The sequence below is a fragment of the Kitasatospora purpeofusca genome, assembly GCF_034043715.1.
Lineage (GTDB): Bacteria > Actinomycetota > Actinomycetes > Streptomycetales > Streptomycetaceae > Kitasatospora > Kitasatospora purpeofusca_A.
This window is the reverse complement of the sequence record NZ_JAXCLC010000114.1, coordinates 1-15,431: the sequence shown is the minus strand read 5'-3', so window position 1 is coordinate 15,431 and position 15,431 is coordinate 1. Positions and strand designations below refer to the sequence as shown.

The 15,431-nt window shown below is 71.7% G+C and carries 12 protein-coding genes and 2 tRNA genes; 11 read left to right on the top strand and 3 right to left on the bottom strand.

Annotation, left to right across the window (positions count from 1 at the left end; translation table 11 throughout):
* Positions 1-44: 44 nt before the first annotated feature.
* Positions 45-1,493, bottom strand: a complete 1,449-nt coding sequence (locus tag SM793_RS34685) for an amino acid permease (RefSeq protein WP_413816100.1) — start codon at positions 1,491-1,493, stop codon at positions 45-47.
* A 319-nt stretch (positions 1,494-1,812) separates the two neighbouring features.
* On the opposite strand from SM793_RS34685, the gene SM793_RS34680 reads away from it, so the two are divergent.
* The 4 genes from SM793_RS34680 (at position 1,813) to SM793_RS34665 (ending at position 5,348) form a co-directional block, all read left to right on the top strand.
* Positions 1,813-2,412 (top strand): biotin transporter BioY, encoded by a 600-nt coding sequence (locus SM793_RS34680; protein WP_320442312.1) that lies wholly within the window; start codon positions 1,813-1,815, stop codon positions 2,410-2,412.
* Positions 2,413-2,479: 67 nt separating this feature from the next.
* On the top strand, positions 2,480-2,971 hold the full coding sequence (locus SM793_RS34675) for a ribose-5-phosphate isomerase (RefSeq protein ID WP_320442311.1): 492 nt from the start codon (positions 2,480-2,482) through the stop codon (positions 2,969-2,971).
* A 512-nt stretch (positions 2,972-3,483) separates the two neighbouring features.
* Complete coding sequence (locus SM793_RS34670) at positions 3,484-4,626, top strand: PP2C family protein-serine/threonine phosphatase (RefSeq protein ID WP_320442310.1); 1,143 nt, start codon at positions 3,484-3,486, stop codon at positions 4,624-4,626.
* Positions 4,627-5,153: 527 nt separating this feature from the next.
* Positions 5,154-5,348, top strand: coding sequence for a hypothetical protein (locus SM793_RS34665; protein WP_030397386.1), 195 nt, complete (start codon positions 5,154-5,156; stop codon positions 5,346-5,348).
* A gap of 37 nt (positions 5,349-5,385) precedes the next feature.
* Here SM793_RS34665 and SM793_RS34660 read toward each other — a convergent pair whose 3' ends face one another.
* Positions 5,386-6,177: a DUF6348 family protein gene (locus SM793_RS34660; RefSeq protein WP_320442309.1), complete on the bottom strand. Its 792-nt coding sequence runs from the start codon at positions 6,175-6,177 to the stop codon at positions 5,386-5,388.
* Positions 6,178-6,432: 255 nt separating this feature from the next.
* On the opposite strand from SM793_RS34660, the gene SM793_RS34655 reads away from it, so the two are divergent.
* Positions 6,433-7,005: a hypothetical protein gene (locus SM793_RS34655; protein WP_320442308.1), complete on the top strand. Its 573-nt coding sequence runs from the start codon at positions 6,433-6,435 to the stop codon at positions 7,003-7,005.
* A gap of 109 nt (positions 7,006-7,114) precedes the next feature.
* Here SM793_RS34655 and SM793_RS34650 read toward each other — a convergent pair.
* Positions 7,115-7,188, bottom strand: a tRNA-Gly gene (locus SM793_RS34650).
* A gap of 144 nt (positions 7,189-7,332) precedes the next feature.
* On the opposite strand from SM793_RS34650, the gene SM793_RS34645 reads away from it, so the two are divergent.
* The 6 genes from SM793_RS34645 (at position 7,333) to SM793_RS34620 (ending at position 15,347) form a co-directional block, all read left to right on the top strand.
* Positions 7,333-7,406, top strand: a tRNA-Pro gene (locus SM793_RS34645).
* A gap of 484 nt (positions 7,407-7,890) precedes the next feature.
* On the top strand, positions 7,891-9,297 hold the full coding sequence (tig, locus tag SM793_RS34640; RefSeq protein WP_320442307.1) for a trigger factor: 1,407 nt from the start codon (positions 7,891-7,893) through the stop codon (positions 9,295-9,297).
* A gap of 379 nt (positions 9,298-9,676) precedes the next feature.
* Complete coding sequence (locus SM793_RS34635; protein WP_413816101.1) at positions 9,677-10,294, top strand: ATP-dependent Clp protease proteolytic subunit; 618 nt, start codon at positions 9,677-9,679, stop codon at positions 10,292-10,294.
* A 56-nt stretch (positions 10,295-10,350) separates the two neighbouring features.
* Positions 10,351-11,013, top strand: coding sequence for an ATP-dependent Clp protease proteolytic subunit (locus tag SM793_RS34630; protein ID WP_045941984.1), 663 nt, complete (start codon positions 10,351-10,353; stop codon positions 11,011-11,013).
* Positions 11,014-11,245: 232 nt separating this feature from the next.
* Entirely contained in the window at positions 11,246-12,535 is a 1,290-nt protein-coding gene (gene clpX, locus SM793_RS34625) for an ATP-dependent Clp protease ATP-binding subunit ClpX (RefSeq protein WP_030397392.1), read from the top strand.
* Between the two features lie 172 nt (positions 12,536-12,707).
* Positions 12,708-15,347, top strand: coding sequence for a valine--tRNA ligase (locus tag SM793_RS34620; protein WP_320442306.1), 2,640 nt, complete (start codon positions 12,708-12,710; stop codon positions 15,345-15,347).
* The last annotated feature ends 84 nt before the right edge of the window (positions 15,348-15,431 follow it).

Here is a 15,431-nt window from a genome sequence, read left to right as displayed (position 1 = left end):
TACCCCGTGGTACCGGGACCCTCCCGCGCGTCGGGTCCGCCCCGTCAGCCGGTGCTGGTCGCGGCGGCGGCGTCGCGGCGCTGCTTCACCAGCCCGGCGGCGATCAGCAGCGCGACCAGCACGCCGGCGGCGTACAGCTGCTCGCGGTTGCCCTCGGTGGTGGTCATCAGCGCCAGGATGCCGGCGACGGCGGCCATCGCGGTCCAGGTCAGGTACGGGTAGCCCCACATCCGGACGGTGAGCAGCTCGGGCGTCTCGCGCTCCAGCCGGCGGCGCATCCGCAGCTGGACGACGCAGATGAACAGCCAGACCACCAGGATGGCGACGCCGGTGGTGTTCATCAGCCAGGTGAAGACGGTGTCGGGCCAGAACTTGGCGGCCAGCACGGCGCCGAAGCCGAACAGGCAGGAGGCCAGCACGGCCCGCCGGGGGACCCCGCCGCTCACCTTGGCGAGCGAGCGCGGGCCCTGGCCCCGGTCGACCAGCGAGTACGCCATCCGGGAGGCGCCGTAGATGTTGGCGTTCATCGCGGACAGCAGCGCGATCAACACCACCACCTGCATGATCGTCCCGGAGCCGGGCACCCCGAGGTGGCGCAGCACGGTGACGTAGGGGCCGTCGGCGACGACCGCCGGGTCCTTCCAGGAGACCAGGGTGACGACCAGCGCCATCGAGCCGATGTAGAAGATCGCGATCCGCCAGACCGCGGTGCGCACGGCGTTGGCGACGTTGCGCTTGGGGTCCTCGGACTCGGCGGCGGCGATGGTGACGGTCTCCAGGCCGCCGTAGGCGAACACGGAGGCGAGCAGGCCGACGATCAGTCCGCTGGTGCCGTTGGGCAGGAAGCCGCCCTGGCCGGTGAGGTTGGCGGTGCCGGGGGCGCCGGGGCCGAGCACCCCGGCCAGGCCGAGTCCGCCGAGCACCAGGAAGGCGACGATCGCGGCGACCTTGACGGTGGCGAACCAGAACTCGAACTCGCCGAAGTTCTTCACCGCGGTGAGGTTGCTGGCGCAGAAGAACACCATGAACAGGGCGACCCAGACCCAGGCGGAGACGCCGGGGACCCAGCCGTTGACGATCTTCCCGGCGGCGGTGGCCTCGGCGGCGACGCCGCAGCAGAGCATCACCCAGTACATCCAGCCGGCGGTGATCCCGGCCCAGGGGCCGATCTCCTTCTCCGCGTGCACGGAGAAGGAGCCGGAGGCGGGGCGGGCCGCCGACATCTCGCCGAGCATCCGCATGATCAGCATGACGAGCAGCCCGGAGAGCACGAAGGCCAGGATGATGGCGGGCCCGGCCGCCGCGATGCCCGCGCCGGAGCCGACGAAGAGGCCGGCTCCGATGACGCCGCCCAGCGCGATCATCGACAGGTGGCGCTGCTTGAGCCCGTGCGAGAGCTGTTGGCCGCCGCCCGGGGGAGCGGGCGTGGTGGTCCCGGGCGCCGTGGGCGCGGAGGAGGGGGCCATGGGGGTGGGATCCAGACTGTTCGACATGCGGTGCGGGTTGCCCAATATCCGGGGACGAGGCCTTCGGCGCCAAGAATGTCCGAGTAGGGCCCAGAATGCGGACCCTGTGGTCACTTTACTCGCCCGGCCGGTCGCAGTCGGTAGCGGAAAGCGGGCTCGGGCGGGCGGGGACGGGGCCGGAGCGGGCGGCGGGCGGGAGCGGGACCCGACAAGGACGGGGCCCGGGGGTTTGTCCGGATCCATGGCGGTCCCCGGAGTGATCGACGCGTAGGTTCGGAGTGATCACTCACTCCGTCCGCCCGGCCCCCGGGGCCGTCCGGATCCGCACCGTGCCGAGGAGAAGCCGATGGCCACCGCCAGCACCCCCGTCCCCAGCCGCGCCGTCCTGGCCGACCTGCTGCCCGCCGCCGGCACCCGCCTCGGCGCCCAGGCCCGGGACCTCGCCCTGGTCGCCGGGGGCGCCGCCCTCACCGGCCTGGCCGCCCAGCTGTCGGTGAACGTCCCCGGCTCCCCGGTGCCGGTGACCGGCCAGACCTTCGCCGCCCTGCTGGTCGGCACCGCGCTCGGCGCCCGCCGCGGCGTCGCCTCGCTCGGCCTCTACCTGCTGGCCGGCGCGGCGGGCCTGCCGTGGTTCGCCGAGGGCACCTCCGGCTGGTCGGCGGCCTCGTTCGGCTATGTGATCGGCTTCGTCCTGGCGGCCGGCCTGGTCGGCGCCCTGGCCCGGCGCGGCGCCGACCGCTCGCCGGCGCGCACCGCCGCCGCCATGGTCCTCGGCAGCCTCGCCGTCTACGCCGTCGGAGTGCCCTACCTGGCGTTCGCGCTCGACGTGACGCCGGCCCGCGCCGCCGAACTCGGCCTCTACCCGTACCTGGTCGGCGACGCCCTGAAGGCCGTCCTCGCGGCCGGCGCCCTCCCGCTCGCCTGGAAGCTGCTCGGCCGCCGCTGAGATCCGTGACCGGGGCTCACCGGCCCCCTGCCGAGCCCAGGTACGGGCGCATGCCACACTCATGGGCATGCGCGTGTACCTGGGCTCGGACCATGCCGGATACGAACTGAAGAACCACCTCGTGGAGTGGCTGAAGGAGGCCGGCCACGAGCCGGTCGACTGCGGGCCGCACATCTACGACGCCCTCGACGACTATCCGCCGTTCTGCCTGCGGGCCGCCGAGCGCACCGCCTCGGACCCGGAGGCGCTGGGCATCGTGATCGGCGGCTCGGGCAACGGCGAGGCGATCGCCGCCAACAAGGTCAGGGGCGTCCGCGCCGCGCTGGCCTGGAGCGAGCAGACCGCCGCGCTCGGCCGCGAGCACAACAACGCCAACGTGATCTCCATCGGCGGCCGGATGCACACCGAGGAGGAGGCGACCAAGTTCGTCGAGATCTTCCTCGGCACCCCGTACAGCGGCGACGAGCGGCACACCCGCCGGATCGACATGCTGGCCGTGTACGAGACCACCGGCGAGCTCCCGCCGATCCCGGCCCACCACCCGCAGCAGGAGGGCTGACCCTCCCTCCCGTACCGGCCTCCCACGACCGGCCGCGCCCCGACGGCGCGGCCGGTCGCCGTGTTCCCGGGCCGTACCGGGCCCGGTATGCACGGGCCGCCGGGGCCCGCGGAGGGACCGGAACCGGCCGTACGGCAGCTGGACGGCACCTGTACGGCACCTGTACGGCACCTGTGTGACCGCCGTGTGATCGCTGTGTGATCGGCCACAGCGCGCACCGCGGCGCGCGCCCCGTCCGACCGCCCGCGCGCGGGCCGCCTGCGCCGTCCGGGCGGTTCGTACGCCCTGTGCCCGTACGCCTCCTGACGCCCCGGACGGTGCCTGCCGCAATCGGCCGAAACCCGCTGACCCGCCCGCGCCGACGGGACGCCGCCCGCGCTCCGGCCGTCGACGCCGACCGCGAGCGCTGGATATGGTCGGTCCCCATGGCTGGCAGACCGCCGGGCACACCGCCCCAGACGACTGCGACGAGGCCCGGCGCCGTACCGGCGTCCGACCCCGTGACGGCCCGGTTGCGCAAGAGGCTCCGCCGGGTCCGCCGAAGGCTGCGCACCGCCGCCGTCGACTGGTTCCGTGGCGGCGCCGCCGACTGGCCGGTGCTCTGCGCCCTGGCCCTGCTGGTGCCGCTGCTCATCGTGCTCAATGTCCGCTGGCCCGCCTGGGCCCCGCCCACCGCGCTGGTCCTGCCGATCCTGGCGGCCGCCCTGCTGCTGCGCCCCGGCTCGCTGGTCGTGCTGTACGCGCTCGCCGCGCTCGGGCTGTCCGCCGAGTCGGTCATCCACACCGGCCAGCGGGTCGCCAGCGACCATCCCGAGGCCTACACCTACGGGGTCACCCCCGGCGCCGCCCTGGTGGTCGGCGCGGCCGGGGTCGGCGGCCTGCTGCTCGCCCAGTTCCGCAGCCGGGTCGGCGTGCCCTGGTGGGGCGGCTCCACGATGCTGTTCGACCTGCGCGAGCGGCTGCGGGTGCAGAGCCGGGTGCCCCAGCTGCCGGAGGGATGGCACGCCGACATGGCGCTGCGCCCGGCCGGCGGGCAGTCCTTCTCGGGGGACTTCGTGGTCGCCGACCGCACCGGCCCGGGCCGGCGGGTGCTGGAGGTGGTCCTCGCGGACGTCTCCGGCAAGGGCATGGACGCGGGTTCCCGGGCGCTGCTGCTCTCCGGTGCGTTCGGCGGACTGCTCGGCTCGCTGCCCGCGCACGACTTCCTCCCGGCCGCCAACGGCTATCTGCTGCGGCAGTCCTGGGAGGAGGGCTTCGCGACGGCCGTGCACCTGGTGCTCGACCTGGACACCGGCGAGTACGAGCTGCTCTCGGCCGGCCACCTGCCGGGGATGCAGCGGCTGGCCGGCGCCGGCCGCTGGGAGACCAAGGAGGCCCTGGAGGGCGCGGCGCTGGGCATCTACGACGGCGCCAAGTTCGAGGGCGTGCGGGGGCGGCTGAACCGCGGCGACGTCCTGATGCTGTGCACCGACGGCATGGTCGAGGCGCCCGGCCGGGACATCTCCGAGGGCATGGACCGGCTGATGGGCGAGGCCGACCGGCTGGTGCCGGGCGGCGGTCCGGGCGCGGGCGGCGGCTCGGCGTCCCGGCTGATCGAGACGGTCGCCCGGGACATCAACGACGACCGCGCGCTGCTGCTGCTCTGGCGCGACTGAGCGGCCCAGGGGTCGTCGGACAACCCCTTGCGGCCCCGGCCGGGTCCGGCGGACGGTGGCATGTGCCAAGGGCAGCTGCTGTCAACCCCCGGAGCTGATCTTCGGCCAATTCCCCTGCTCCGGAGGCGGAGCGGACCTGCCGGTTCCGGTCCGGCCCGCCAAACCTTTCCCGGCCGCTCAGCGGCACCCCGCCGACGAATCGTCAGGATGTCTCGACTATCGTCCCGGTCGGCGGAAACTCGTCTCGCATCGCAGGATGTCGGCGTTCGACAGACAGTCAGACCTTTACGCAATCGGCATGGTCGACCACACTGAGTCCGGGCGGGACTGTTCAGGATTCGGGGGATGGGGGGCGTCACATGCGGTACGACGGACACCGTGCGGTCGTGTCGGGCGGCCTTCCCTCCGGCTTCGACGTGCCGGACGAACTGCTGTTCCGCCTCGGGACCGTCGGACAGGCCGGGGTCCGGCTTCACAGGGGTCGTCAGCCGGTGGCGCCCCGCTATGAAACGAGGAAGTGAGTCCGGGTGGCACTCTCCGTCTCCGCGCTGGTCCTGTTCGGCATCGTCTGCTTCATCTTCATCCGCCAGAAGCAGCTCAAGACCGGGCACTTCATCCTGGCCGCCCTGTTCGGCTTCATGCTCAACCAGAGCACGGCCGCCAAGCCGATCCAGGACTTCCTGAGCCAGGTCGCCAAGTCCATCTCCGGCATCGCCAGCTGACCTGCGGCCCGCCGGCCCTCCGCGGCCGGCGAACCGTTCACCGGTCCGCGCGTCTCGCCTGCCGCCACCTGGCGAACAGGCCCTGCGGGCGTGCCGCCGCCACGGCCGCCGGCCGGGCCGGCACCGCCCCGTCGGCGGCCGGCGGGGCCGGCGGCTCCCCGTGGGCCGTCAGCAGAACGAACAGCCGGGCCCAGCAGAGCCGTTCGCCGCGCGGCCAGTCCAGCGCGCGCAGCGCCGCCGAGGCCGCCTCGCTGACCTCGCCGTCCACCCGGACCTCGGCCACGTCGTCCCCCGCGCGGCCGCCGAGGAACAGCTTGACCCCGTGCGGCCGCCGTCCGCCCGGCCCGGCCAGCTCCGCCAGCAGCGCGGGCGCCAGCGCCGGCACCACCCGGTTCCCGGCCAGCCAGGCGGCCAGCCGCTCGTTGCCGAACCCGAACACCGCCGCCGGCCCCTGAACGGCGTGCCAGCCCGGCAGTTCCGGGTGGTCGGCGTGGTCGCCATGCGCGCCGCGGCGCTCCGTCAGCTCGACCAGCGCGCTCGCCGTCGTGGTCGCCCACATCCGCACCGCGTTGTCGAGCTTCTCCTCCTCGGTCTTGCCGAGGCCCGCCGTGCAGTCCCACACCACCGGCGCGTCCGCCCGGCCGAGTGCCAGCACCCAGCCGAGGTCGACATGGCCGGGGCCCTCGCCGTCCTGGTGCTCGCGCACGGCCACCGCCGTGGTGCCGGGACCGCGCACCACCTCGCCGTCGGCGGTGAACACCTGCCCGAGCCGTGCCATCTCCCGGACCACGCAGCGCTGTATGACGGCCAGTCGGTCCTGCGGGCGCACGGGGACTCCTAAGCTCAGGGCTTCGAATCGTCTCGAACTGTCGTCTGCCCGTCGAACTGCTCTCGAACGCCGCCGAGGCTATCGGCCCGGAGGCCCCCCGGGAAACCGTCGGGAGGGCGCCCGGGCACGTCGGGACCGGGGCCGGACCGGCCCGGACGCGCCCGCGGCCGCGGACCGCTCGCTCCGGTCGCGGGAATGTCACTTGTGCCCCATTTTGGGTAGCGGACACCACTGGCACCGCCTGGAGAGCGCCGCATGCCCCGCACCGCCCCGAAGCCCCCGCCGGCACCGCCGGCGCCGCTGCTCACCCCGGACGCCTCCGGCCTGGTCGCCGAGATCGAGGCGTACCTGGCCTCGCTGCCCGCCCCGGCGCGCACCCCGGCGCCCTATCTCCCGCCCCACGGCGGACCGTACGTCTGCCCGTTCGGCTCGGTGCTCCGGCCCTGGTACGCCGACCACGTCCCGCCCCGCGCCACCCTGCTCGACCGCGCGCTGCGCCGCCCGGCCAGGCCCGTGCCGGTGACCGCCGCCGAACACCTCGGCCTCGCTTCCCGCTACATCACGGCGCACGGATGGCTGCAGGGCGCGATGTGGGACGGGGCCGGCCGGGTCTGCCTGCTCGGTGCCCAGGCCGCGGTGCTCGCCCACGGCTACGGCACCCCGGCCACCGTCCGCACCGCCCGGGTCCAGTTGATGGAGGTGCTGCACGCCACCGGCCGCCGGGTCAGCTCCCCGGACGAGTTCAACGACCGGCCCTCCACCCGCCAGTCCGACGTGCACCGGCTGCTGGAGCGGGCCGCCGCCCGCGCCGTCCGGCTCGGCCTCTGAACCACCCGCGCCGACGGACGCCCGGACCGGCGAACGGTGAACGGTGACAGGCGAACGACGACATGCGAACGGCCCCGACGGATGCTCAGCATCCCTCGGGGCCGTTCTGTGGAGCGGGCGACGAGAATCGAACTCGCGTGACTAGTTTGGAAGACTAGGGCTCTACCATTGAGCTACGCCCGCGCGATCCCCCGGCCGTCACCGGACGGAAGGTCGGGAACAGCGTACCTGGTCCGGTCGGCTGCGCGCACACCCCATTCCCGTGAGGGCCTCGGAATATCTCGCCGATCCGGCAGGGCCCGGCGTGTACGCTTCCTCTCGGCACCACGGGGTGTGGCGCAGTTTGGTAGCGCGTCCGCTTTGGGAGCGGAAGGCCGTCGGTTCGAATCCGGCCACCCCGACAGAGTGCGCAGGGTCTCGCCCACGGCGGGGCCCTGTTGTCGTTGGCGCCCGACGCGACTCCTTCCCGTTGTCCCGTTCCTCCCCGGGCGGCCCCGCGGTGCCCTGCGGTGTCCCGCCGTGCCGCGCGGAGCGCTCACCGGAAAGAGTGCCGCACGCCACACTCCGGGCGCGCGCCCCCGGGCGCGACCGCCTCCCCGATCGCCCGGAAACGCCCCGGAACGGCCCCGAAGGGCCGCCGACGGCGCCGCCCTGGCGTCCGCCTTTCGTGGTACCGGTAGGATGGGGCGCTGGCGGTAGTCCCTGTGGCGTCAACCCAGGCCGACCGCACGAGGGCGAGGAGTCACGCTCACCGTCCACCCCCCACGGGAGATGCAGCTCCAACCGCCCATCGCCCGTCTCGCCCGACTCGACCGAACCGGCTCCGGCCGGCCGTCCGGGGAGGGTGCAGGCAACCCGACCGCAAGCCCCATAGGAGACCCCACCGTGAAGAGCGCCGTCGAGACTCTGAACCCGACCCGGGTTCGACTCACCGTCGAGGTGCCCTTCGAGGAGCTCAAGCCCAGCCTCGACGCGGCGTACAAGAAGATCAACCAGCAGGTCTCGGTCCCGGGCTTCCGTAAGGGCAAGATCCCGAACCGGGTCATCGACCAGCGCTTCGGCCGTGGTGCCGTGCTGGAGGAGGCCGTCAACGACGCCCTGCCGCGCTTCTACACGCAGGCCGTCGACGAGGGCAAGATCGAGGTCCTCGGACAGCCCGACATCACCAACATCGAGGGTGTCGAGAAGCTCGCCGATGGCGGCGACCTGAAGTTCACCGCCGAGGTGGACATCCGTCCGGAGATCACTCTCCCGGACTTCTCGACCATCGAGGTCACCGTCGACCCGATCGTGGTCTCGGACGAGGACATCGACAAGTCCCTGGAGCAGCTGCGCGAGCGCTTCTCCTCGGTCAAGGACGTCGAGCGCGCCGCGGCCGCCGGTGACACCGTGGTCCTCGACCTCGAGGCCAAGGTCGACGGCGAGGTGCCGGAGGACGGCACCGCGTCCGGCGTCAGCTACGAGATCGGCTCGGGCCGTCTGATCGACGGCATCGACGAGGCCGTCGTCGGCCTGGAGGCCGGTGGCACCGCGACCTTCACCACCGAGCTCAAGGGCGGCACCCAGGCCGGCCAGACCTCCGAGGTCACCGTCACGGTCACCGCGGTCCAGGAGAAGGAGCTGCCGGAGCTGGACGACGAGTTCGCCCAGCTGGCGAGCGAGTTCGACACCCTGGAGGACCTGAAGGGCGACTCCCGCAAGCGCCTGGAGCGCATGAAGGAGTACGACCAGGCCACCCAGGCCCAGGAGAAGGTGCTGGACGCGCTGCTCGGCCTGGTCGAGATCGAGTTCCCGGAGAAGCTCCTCAAGGACGAGATCGAGACCCGCAAGCACAACCTCGAGCACCACCAGCTGGAGCCGATGGGCCTCACGCTGGCGGCCTACCTGGAGACCCAGGGCAAGTCGGAGGAGGAGTTCCTGGCGGAGACCGAGGAGCAGGCGAAGAAGGGCATCAAGACCCAGTTCGTCCTGGACCAGATCGTCGCCGACGAGGAGCTCAACGTCTCCCAGGAGGAGCTGACCGAGCACCTCATCCGTCGCGCCGCCGGCTCGGGTCTCACCCCGGACCAGTTCGCCCAGCAGGTCGTCCAGGGCGGCCAGGTTCCGCTGCTGGTCGGCGAGGTCGCCCGCGGCAAGGCGCTGGCCACCGTGGTCGAGGCCGCCAAGGTCGTCGACACCGAGGGCAACGAGGTCAACTTCGACGACGACGAGGCCGACGAGTCGGCCGAGACCGTCGAGGCTCCGGCCGCCGAGGCTCCGGCCGCCGAGGCCGAGGAGAAGACCGAGGCCTGATCGCCCCAGTAGCCTCGCTCGCCCCGAGGTCCGACAGCGGGCCCGGACGCCGTACGGTGTCCGGGCCCGCTGCGTTGCTTTCCGCCGCCGCCCGCCGCCCGCCGCGTTGCCGTTCGCGTCGGTGTCCGCGTCACGGTCCGCCCGCCGGGTTTCCCGGTCCGCGCGCCGCCGGCGGCCCCGGGGGCGCCGCAGCCCCGAACCCTGCGCTCACAGCGAACAGTTCTGCGTGAGGGATTCTGCGGCCCGGCCTGCGCGTTAGGGTCCATGGACAGCAACAATCACGACGTGATACCCGGAAGCTGTGCGACACCGTGACGGCCGTGGAGCGACCGTCCAAATCGACTGAGCAGGTGGCTAAGTGACGTACCCGCAGATGCAGATGCCCGGCCCTATGGCGCCGCACGCCGCCGCTGGTGACGTGCTCGGCGGCCTCGGCGACCAGGTCTACAACCGACTGCTCAATGAGCGGATCATCTTCCTCGGTCAGCAGGTCGACGACGACATCGCCAACAAGATCACCGCTCAGCTGCTGCTGCTGGCCGCGGACCCGGACAAGGACATCTTCCTCTACATCAACTCCCCGGGCGGCTCGATCTCGGCCGGCATGGCGATCTACGACACCATGCAGTACATCAAGAACGACGTGGTCACGATCGCGATGGGCATGGCGGCCTCGATGGGTCAGTTCCTGCTGACCGCCGGCGCCAAGGGCAAGCGCTTCTCGCTGCCGAACGCCAACATCCTGATGCACCAGCCGTCCGCCGGCCTCGGCGGTTCGGCCACGGACATCCGGATCCAGGCGGAGCAGCTGCTGCGCACCAAGAAGCGGATGTCCGAGCTGATCGCCTTCCACAGCGGCCAGTCCTTCGAGCAGATCACCCGGGACTCCGACCGTGACCGCTGGTTCACCCCGGATCAGGCCCTGGAGTACGGCCTGATCGACGCGATCATGCACAGCGCCGCGGACGTCCCCGGCGGCGGCGGCACCGGCGCCTGAGCCCCGCCAGGGCCCACGAGACCACAGCCACAACGCTCCGGAGGACCAGAACACCCATGAACATCCCCAGCCTGTCGGCCGCCAAGGCCCGCGTCGAGGACATGCGAGCGGAGGGCCGCTACATCGTCCCGCGCTTCGTCGAGCGCACCTCCCAGGGCATCCGCGAGTACGACCCGTACGCCAAGCTGTTCGAGGAGCGCATCATCTTCCTCGGCTCCCAGGTGGACGACGTCTCGGCCAACGACATCATGGCTCAGCTGCTGTGCCTGGAGTCGATGGACCCGGACCGCGAGATCCAGATGTACATCAACTCGCCCGGCGGCTCGTTCACGGCCCTGACGGCGATCTACGACACCATGCAGTACGTCAAGCCCGACATCACCACCGTCTGCATGGGCCAGGCGGCCTCGGCGGCGGCCGTGCTGCTGGCGGCGGGCACCCCCGGCAAGCGGATGGCGCTGCCGAACGCCCGTATCCTGATCCACCAGCCGTACACCGAGACCGGCCGCGGCCAGGTCTCGGACCTGGAGATCCAGGCCCGGGAGATCTTCCGGATGCGCGAGCAGCTGGAGGAGATGCTGTCGAAGCACTCCAACAAGTCGGTCGAGGAGGTTCGCGACGACATCGAGCGCGACAAGATCCTCACCGCCGAGGAGGCCGTCGAGTACGGTCTGGTGGACCTGGTCATCTCGACCCGCAAGGCCTCGCTGACCTCCTGAGGCCAGCACCCCCCGCGGCACCGTCCTCGGGCCGCGGGAGCCGGGGGCTCCTCCGACGGCATCTGTTCGGTATCAATTCGCCCAGGGCGTAGGGCAGACCCGGCGAAGAGGGCGGAATCGACGGCTCGGCAGAGTACCGTCGGACAGCGAGACCGATCGCCGTCGGCGTCTTCGGTCCACAGCACCAGGCCCCGGAAACCCCGCGGGGCCCCTGGCGAAGGGGAAGCACCTCGTGGCACGCATCGGAGACGGTGGCGACCTGCTCAAGTGCTCGTTCTGCGGCAAGTCGCAGAAGCAGGTGAAGAAGCTGATCGCCGGCCCAGGCGTGTACATCTGCGACGAGTGCATCGACCTGTGCAACGAGATCATCGAGGAGGAGCTCGCCGAGACCTCCGAGGTGCGCTTCGAGGAGCTGCCGAAGCCCCGCGAGATCTACGAGTTCCTCGACCAGTACGTGGTCGGCCAGGACCTCGCCAAGAAGGCGCTGTCGGTGGCGGTCTACAACCACTACAAGCGGGTGCAGGCCGGTGAGGCCGGGCGCAGCGGCGGGAACGGCCGTGAGGACGCCATCGAGCTGGCGAAGTCCAACATCCTGCTGCTCGGTCCGACCGGTTCCGGCAAGACGCTGCTGGCGCAGACCCTGGCCCGGATGCTGAACGTGCCGTTCGCGATCGCGGACGCCACGGCGCTGACCGAGGCCGGCTACGTCGGCGAGGACGTCGAGAACATCCTGCTCAAGCTGATCCAGGCGGCGGACTACGACGTCAAGAAGGCCGAGACCGGGATCATCTACATCGACGAGATCGACAAGGTCGCCCGTAAGAGCGAGAACCCGTCGATCACCCGGGACGTCTCCGGCGAGGGTGTGCAGCAGGCGCTGCTGAAGATCCTGGAGGGCACCACCGCCTCGGTGCCGCCGCAGGGCGGGCGCAAGCACCCGCACCAGGAGTTCATCCAGATCGACACCACCAATGTGCTGTTCATCGTGGGTGGCGCGTTCGCGGGCCTGGAGCGGATCATCGAGGGCCGGGCGGGCGCCAAGGGCATCGGCTTCGGGGCGAACATCCGCTCGAAGCGGGAGCAGGACGCCAGCGACCACTTCCGTCAGGTGATGCCGGAGGACCTCGTCAAGTTCGGCATGATCCCCGAGTTCATCGGCCGTCTGCCGGTGATCACCAGCGTGCACAACCTCGACCGCGAGGCGCTGCTGCAGATCCTCACCGAGCCGAAGAACGCGCTGGTCAAGCAGTACCGCAAGCTCTTCGAACTCGACGGCGTGGAGCTGGAGTTCTCGCGGGACGCGCTGGAGGCCATCGCGGACCAGGCGATCCTGCGCGGCACCGGCGCGCGCGGTCTGCGGGCCATCATGGAGGAGGTGCTGATGTCCGTGATGTACGAGGTTCCCTCGCGTCAGGACGTCGCCCGGGTGGTGGTGACCGGGGACGTCGTCTCCAAGCACGCCATCCCGACCCTGGTGCCGCGCGACATGATCAAGCGGGAGCGGCGCGACAAGAGCGCCTGAGACCCCACCGGTCCGCCGGTCCGTTCGTCCGGCCCCGGACCGGGACGAGGCCCCGGTACCGCCCTCGCGGCGGTGCCGGGGCTCTCGCGTGCGCCGCTTCCGGGCCGGTCCGGGAGCCCGGGGGGTGAAAGGCGTTCGTAACCGGGTTCCCGGGTTACGTAAACTGTGCGTCGTGACCGACACCACGAACCAGCGCCCCGCTAGCACGCCCGCAGGGGACGACGCAGCCACCCTCCCGACGACCTACGCTCCGGCGGACGTAGAGGGCGAGCTGTACGAGCGCTGGGTAGAGCGCGGTTACTTCACCGCCGACGCCACGAGCGACAAGCCCCCGTTCACCATCGTCATCCCCCCGCCGAACGTCACCGGCTCGCTGCACCTGGGCCACGCCTTCGAGCACACGCTGATCGACGCCCTGGTCCGCCGCAAGCGGATGCAGGGGTACGAGGCGCTGTGGCAGCCCGGTATGGACCACGCCGGCATCGCCACCCAGAACGTGGTCGAGCGCGAGCTGGCCAAGGAGGGCAAGTCCCGCCACGACCTGGGCCGCGAGGCGTTCGTCGAGCGGGTCTGGAAGTGGAAGGCGGAGTCCGGCGGCCAGATCTCCGGCCAGATGCGCCGGCTCGGCGACGGCGTCGACTGGTCGCGCGAGCGCTTCACCATGGACGAGGGCCTGTCGCAGGCCGTCCAGACCATCTTCAAGAAGCTCTTCGACGACGAGCTGATCTACCGTGCCGAGCGCATCATCAACTGGTGCCCGCGCTGTCTGACCGCCATCTCGGACATCGAGGTGGAGTACCAGGACGACGACGGCGAGCTGGTCTCGATCCGCTACGGCGAGGGCGAGGACTCCATCGTCGTCGCCACCACCCGCGCCGAGACGATGCTCGGTGACACCGCGGTCGCCGTCCACCCGGACGACGAGCGCTACCGGCACCTGGTCGGCACCGAGATCGAGCTGCCGCTCACCGGCCGCCGGATCCCGGTCGTCGCCGACGAGCACGTCGACCCGGAGTTCGGCACCGGCGCGGTCAAGGTGACCCCGGCCCACGACCCGAACGACTTCGAGATCGGCCAGCGCCACGGCCTGCCGAACATCGCGGTGATGGACGAGCACGCGGTGATCACCGCGCACGGCCCGTTCCTGGGCCTGGACCGGCTGGAGGCCCGCTCGGCGATCGTCGCCGCGCTGCGCGCCGAGGGCCGGATCGTCGCCGAGAAGCGCCCGTACGTCCACTCGGTGGGCCACTGCTCGCGCTGCAAGACCACCATCGAGCCGCGGCTGTCGATGCAGTGGTGGGTCAAGGTCGGCCCGCTGGCCCAGGCGGCCGGCGACGCCGTCCGGGACGGCCGGGTCAAGATCCACCCGCAGGAGATGGAGAAGCGCTACTTCGACTGGGTGGACAACCTGCACGACTGGTGCATCTCGCGCCAGCTGTGGTGGGGCCACCGGATCCCGGTCTGGTACGGCCCGAACGGCGAGATCGTCTGCGTCGGCCCGGACGAGCAGCCGCCGACCGGAGAGGGCTGGCACCAGGACACCGACGTCCTGGACACCTGGTTCTCCTCCGGCCTGTGGCCGTTCTCCACGCTCGGCTGGCCGGAGCAGACCGAGAGCCTGGCGAAGTTCTACCCGAACTCTGTCCTGGTCACCGGCTACGACATCCTGTTCTTCTGGGTCGCCCGGATGATGATGTTCGGGCTCTACGCGATGGACGGCACCCCGCCGTTCCACACCATCGCGCTGCACGGCATGGTCCGTGACCAGAACGGCAAGAAGATGTCGAAGTCCTTCGGCAACGTGGTCAACCCGCTGGACTGGATGGACAAGTACGGCTCGGACGCGCTGCGGTTCACGCTGGCCCGCGGCGCCAACCCGGGTGTCGACGTCCCGATCGGCGAGGACTGGGTCCAGGCGGCCCGCAACTTCGCCAACAAGATCTGGAACGCGACCCGGTTCGCGCTGATGAACGGCGCCACCGTCGAGGGCCCGCTGCCCGCGGCGGAGGAGCTGACGGCCGCGGACCGCTGGATCCTGTCGCGCCTGAACAGCACCGTCGCCGAGGTGGACGCGCTCTACGACGACTACCAGTTCTCGAAGCTCTCCGAGGCGCTGTACCACTTCGCCTGGGACGAGGTCTTCGACTGGTACCTGGAGCTCTCCAAGACCACCCTGGCCAAGGGCGGCCCGCAGGCCGACGCCGCGCGCCGGGTCCTCGGCGAGGTCCTCGACATCACGCTGCGGCTGCTCCACCCGATCGTGCCCTTCGTCACCGAGACGCTGTGGACCACGCTCACCGGGGCCGAGTCGCTCGTCATCGCCGACTGGCCGCAGGACAGCGGGTTCCGCGACGCCGGCGCCGAGGCGGAGATCGCCACCCTGCAGCGGGTGGTCACCGAGGTGCGCCGGTTCCGCACCGACCAGGGCCTGAAGCCGGGTCAGCGGGTCCCGGCCCGGCTGGACCTGGACGGCACCGTGCTGGCCGTCCACGAGGACGCGATCCGTTCGCTGCTGCGGCTGACCGTGCCGGAGGAGGGCTTCGCGGCCACCGCCTCGCTGCCGGTCGCCGGTGCCACCGTGGCGCTGGACCTGTCCGGCACGATCGATGTCGGGGCGGAGCGCAAGCGCCTCGCCAAGGACCTCGCGGCGGCCGAGAAGGAGAAGGCCCAGACCGCGGGCAAGCTCGGCAACGAGGCGTTCCTCGCCAAGGCGCCGGACGACGTGGTCGCCAAGATCCGGACCCGCCAGGAGGCCGCCGAGGCCGACATCGCCCGGATCACCGCTCAGCTCGCGGCGCTGCCGCAGGGCTGACGCGTCGACGGCTCCCCGGAGCCGTCACCCGGTCCACCAGGAGCCGCCCCCCCCCGCCCCGGGGGGGGGGGCCGCCGCGTTTAC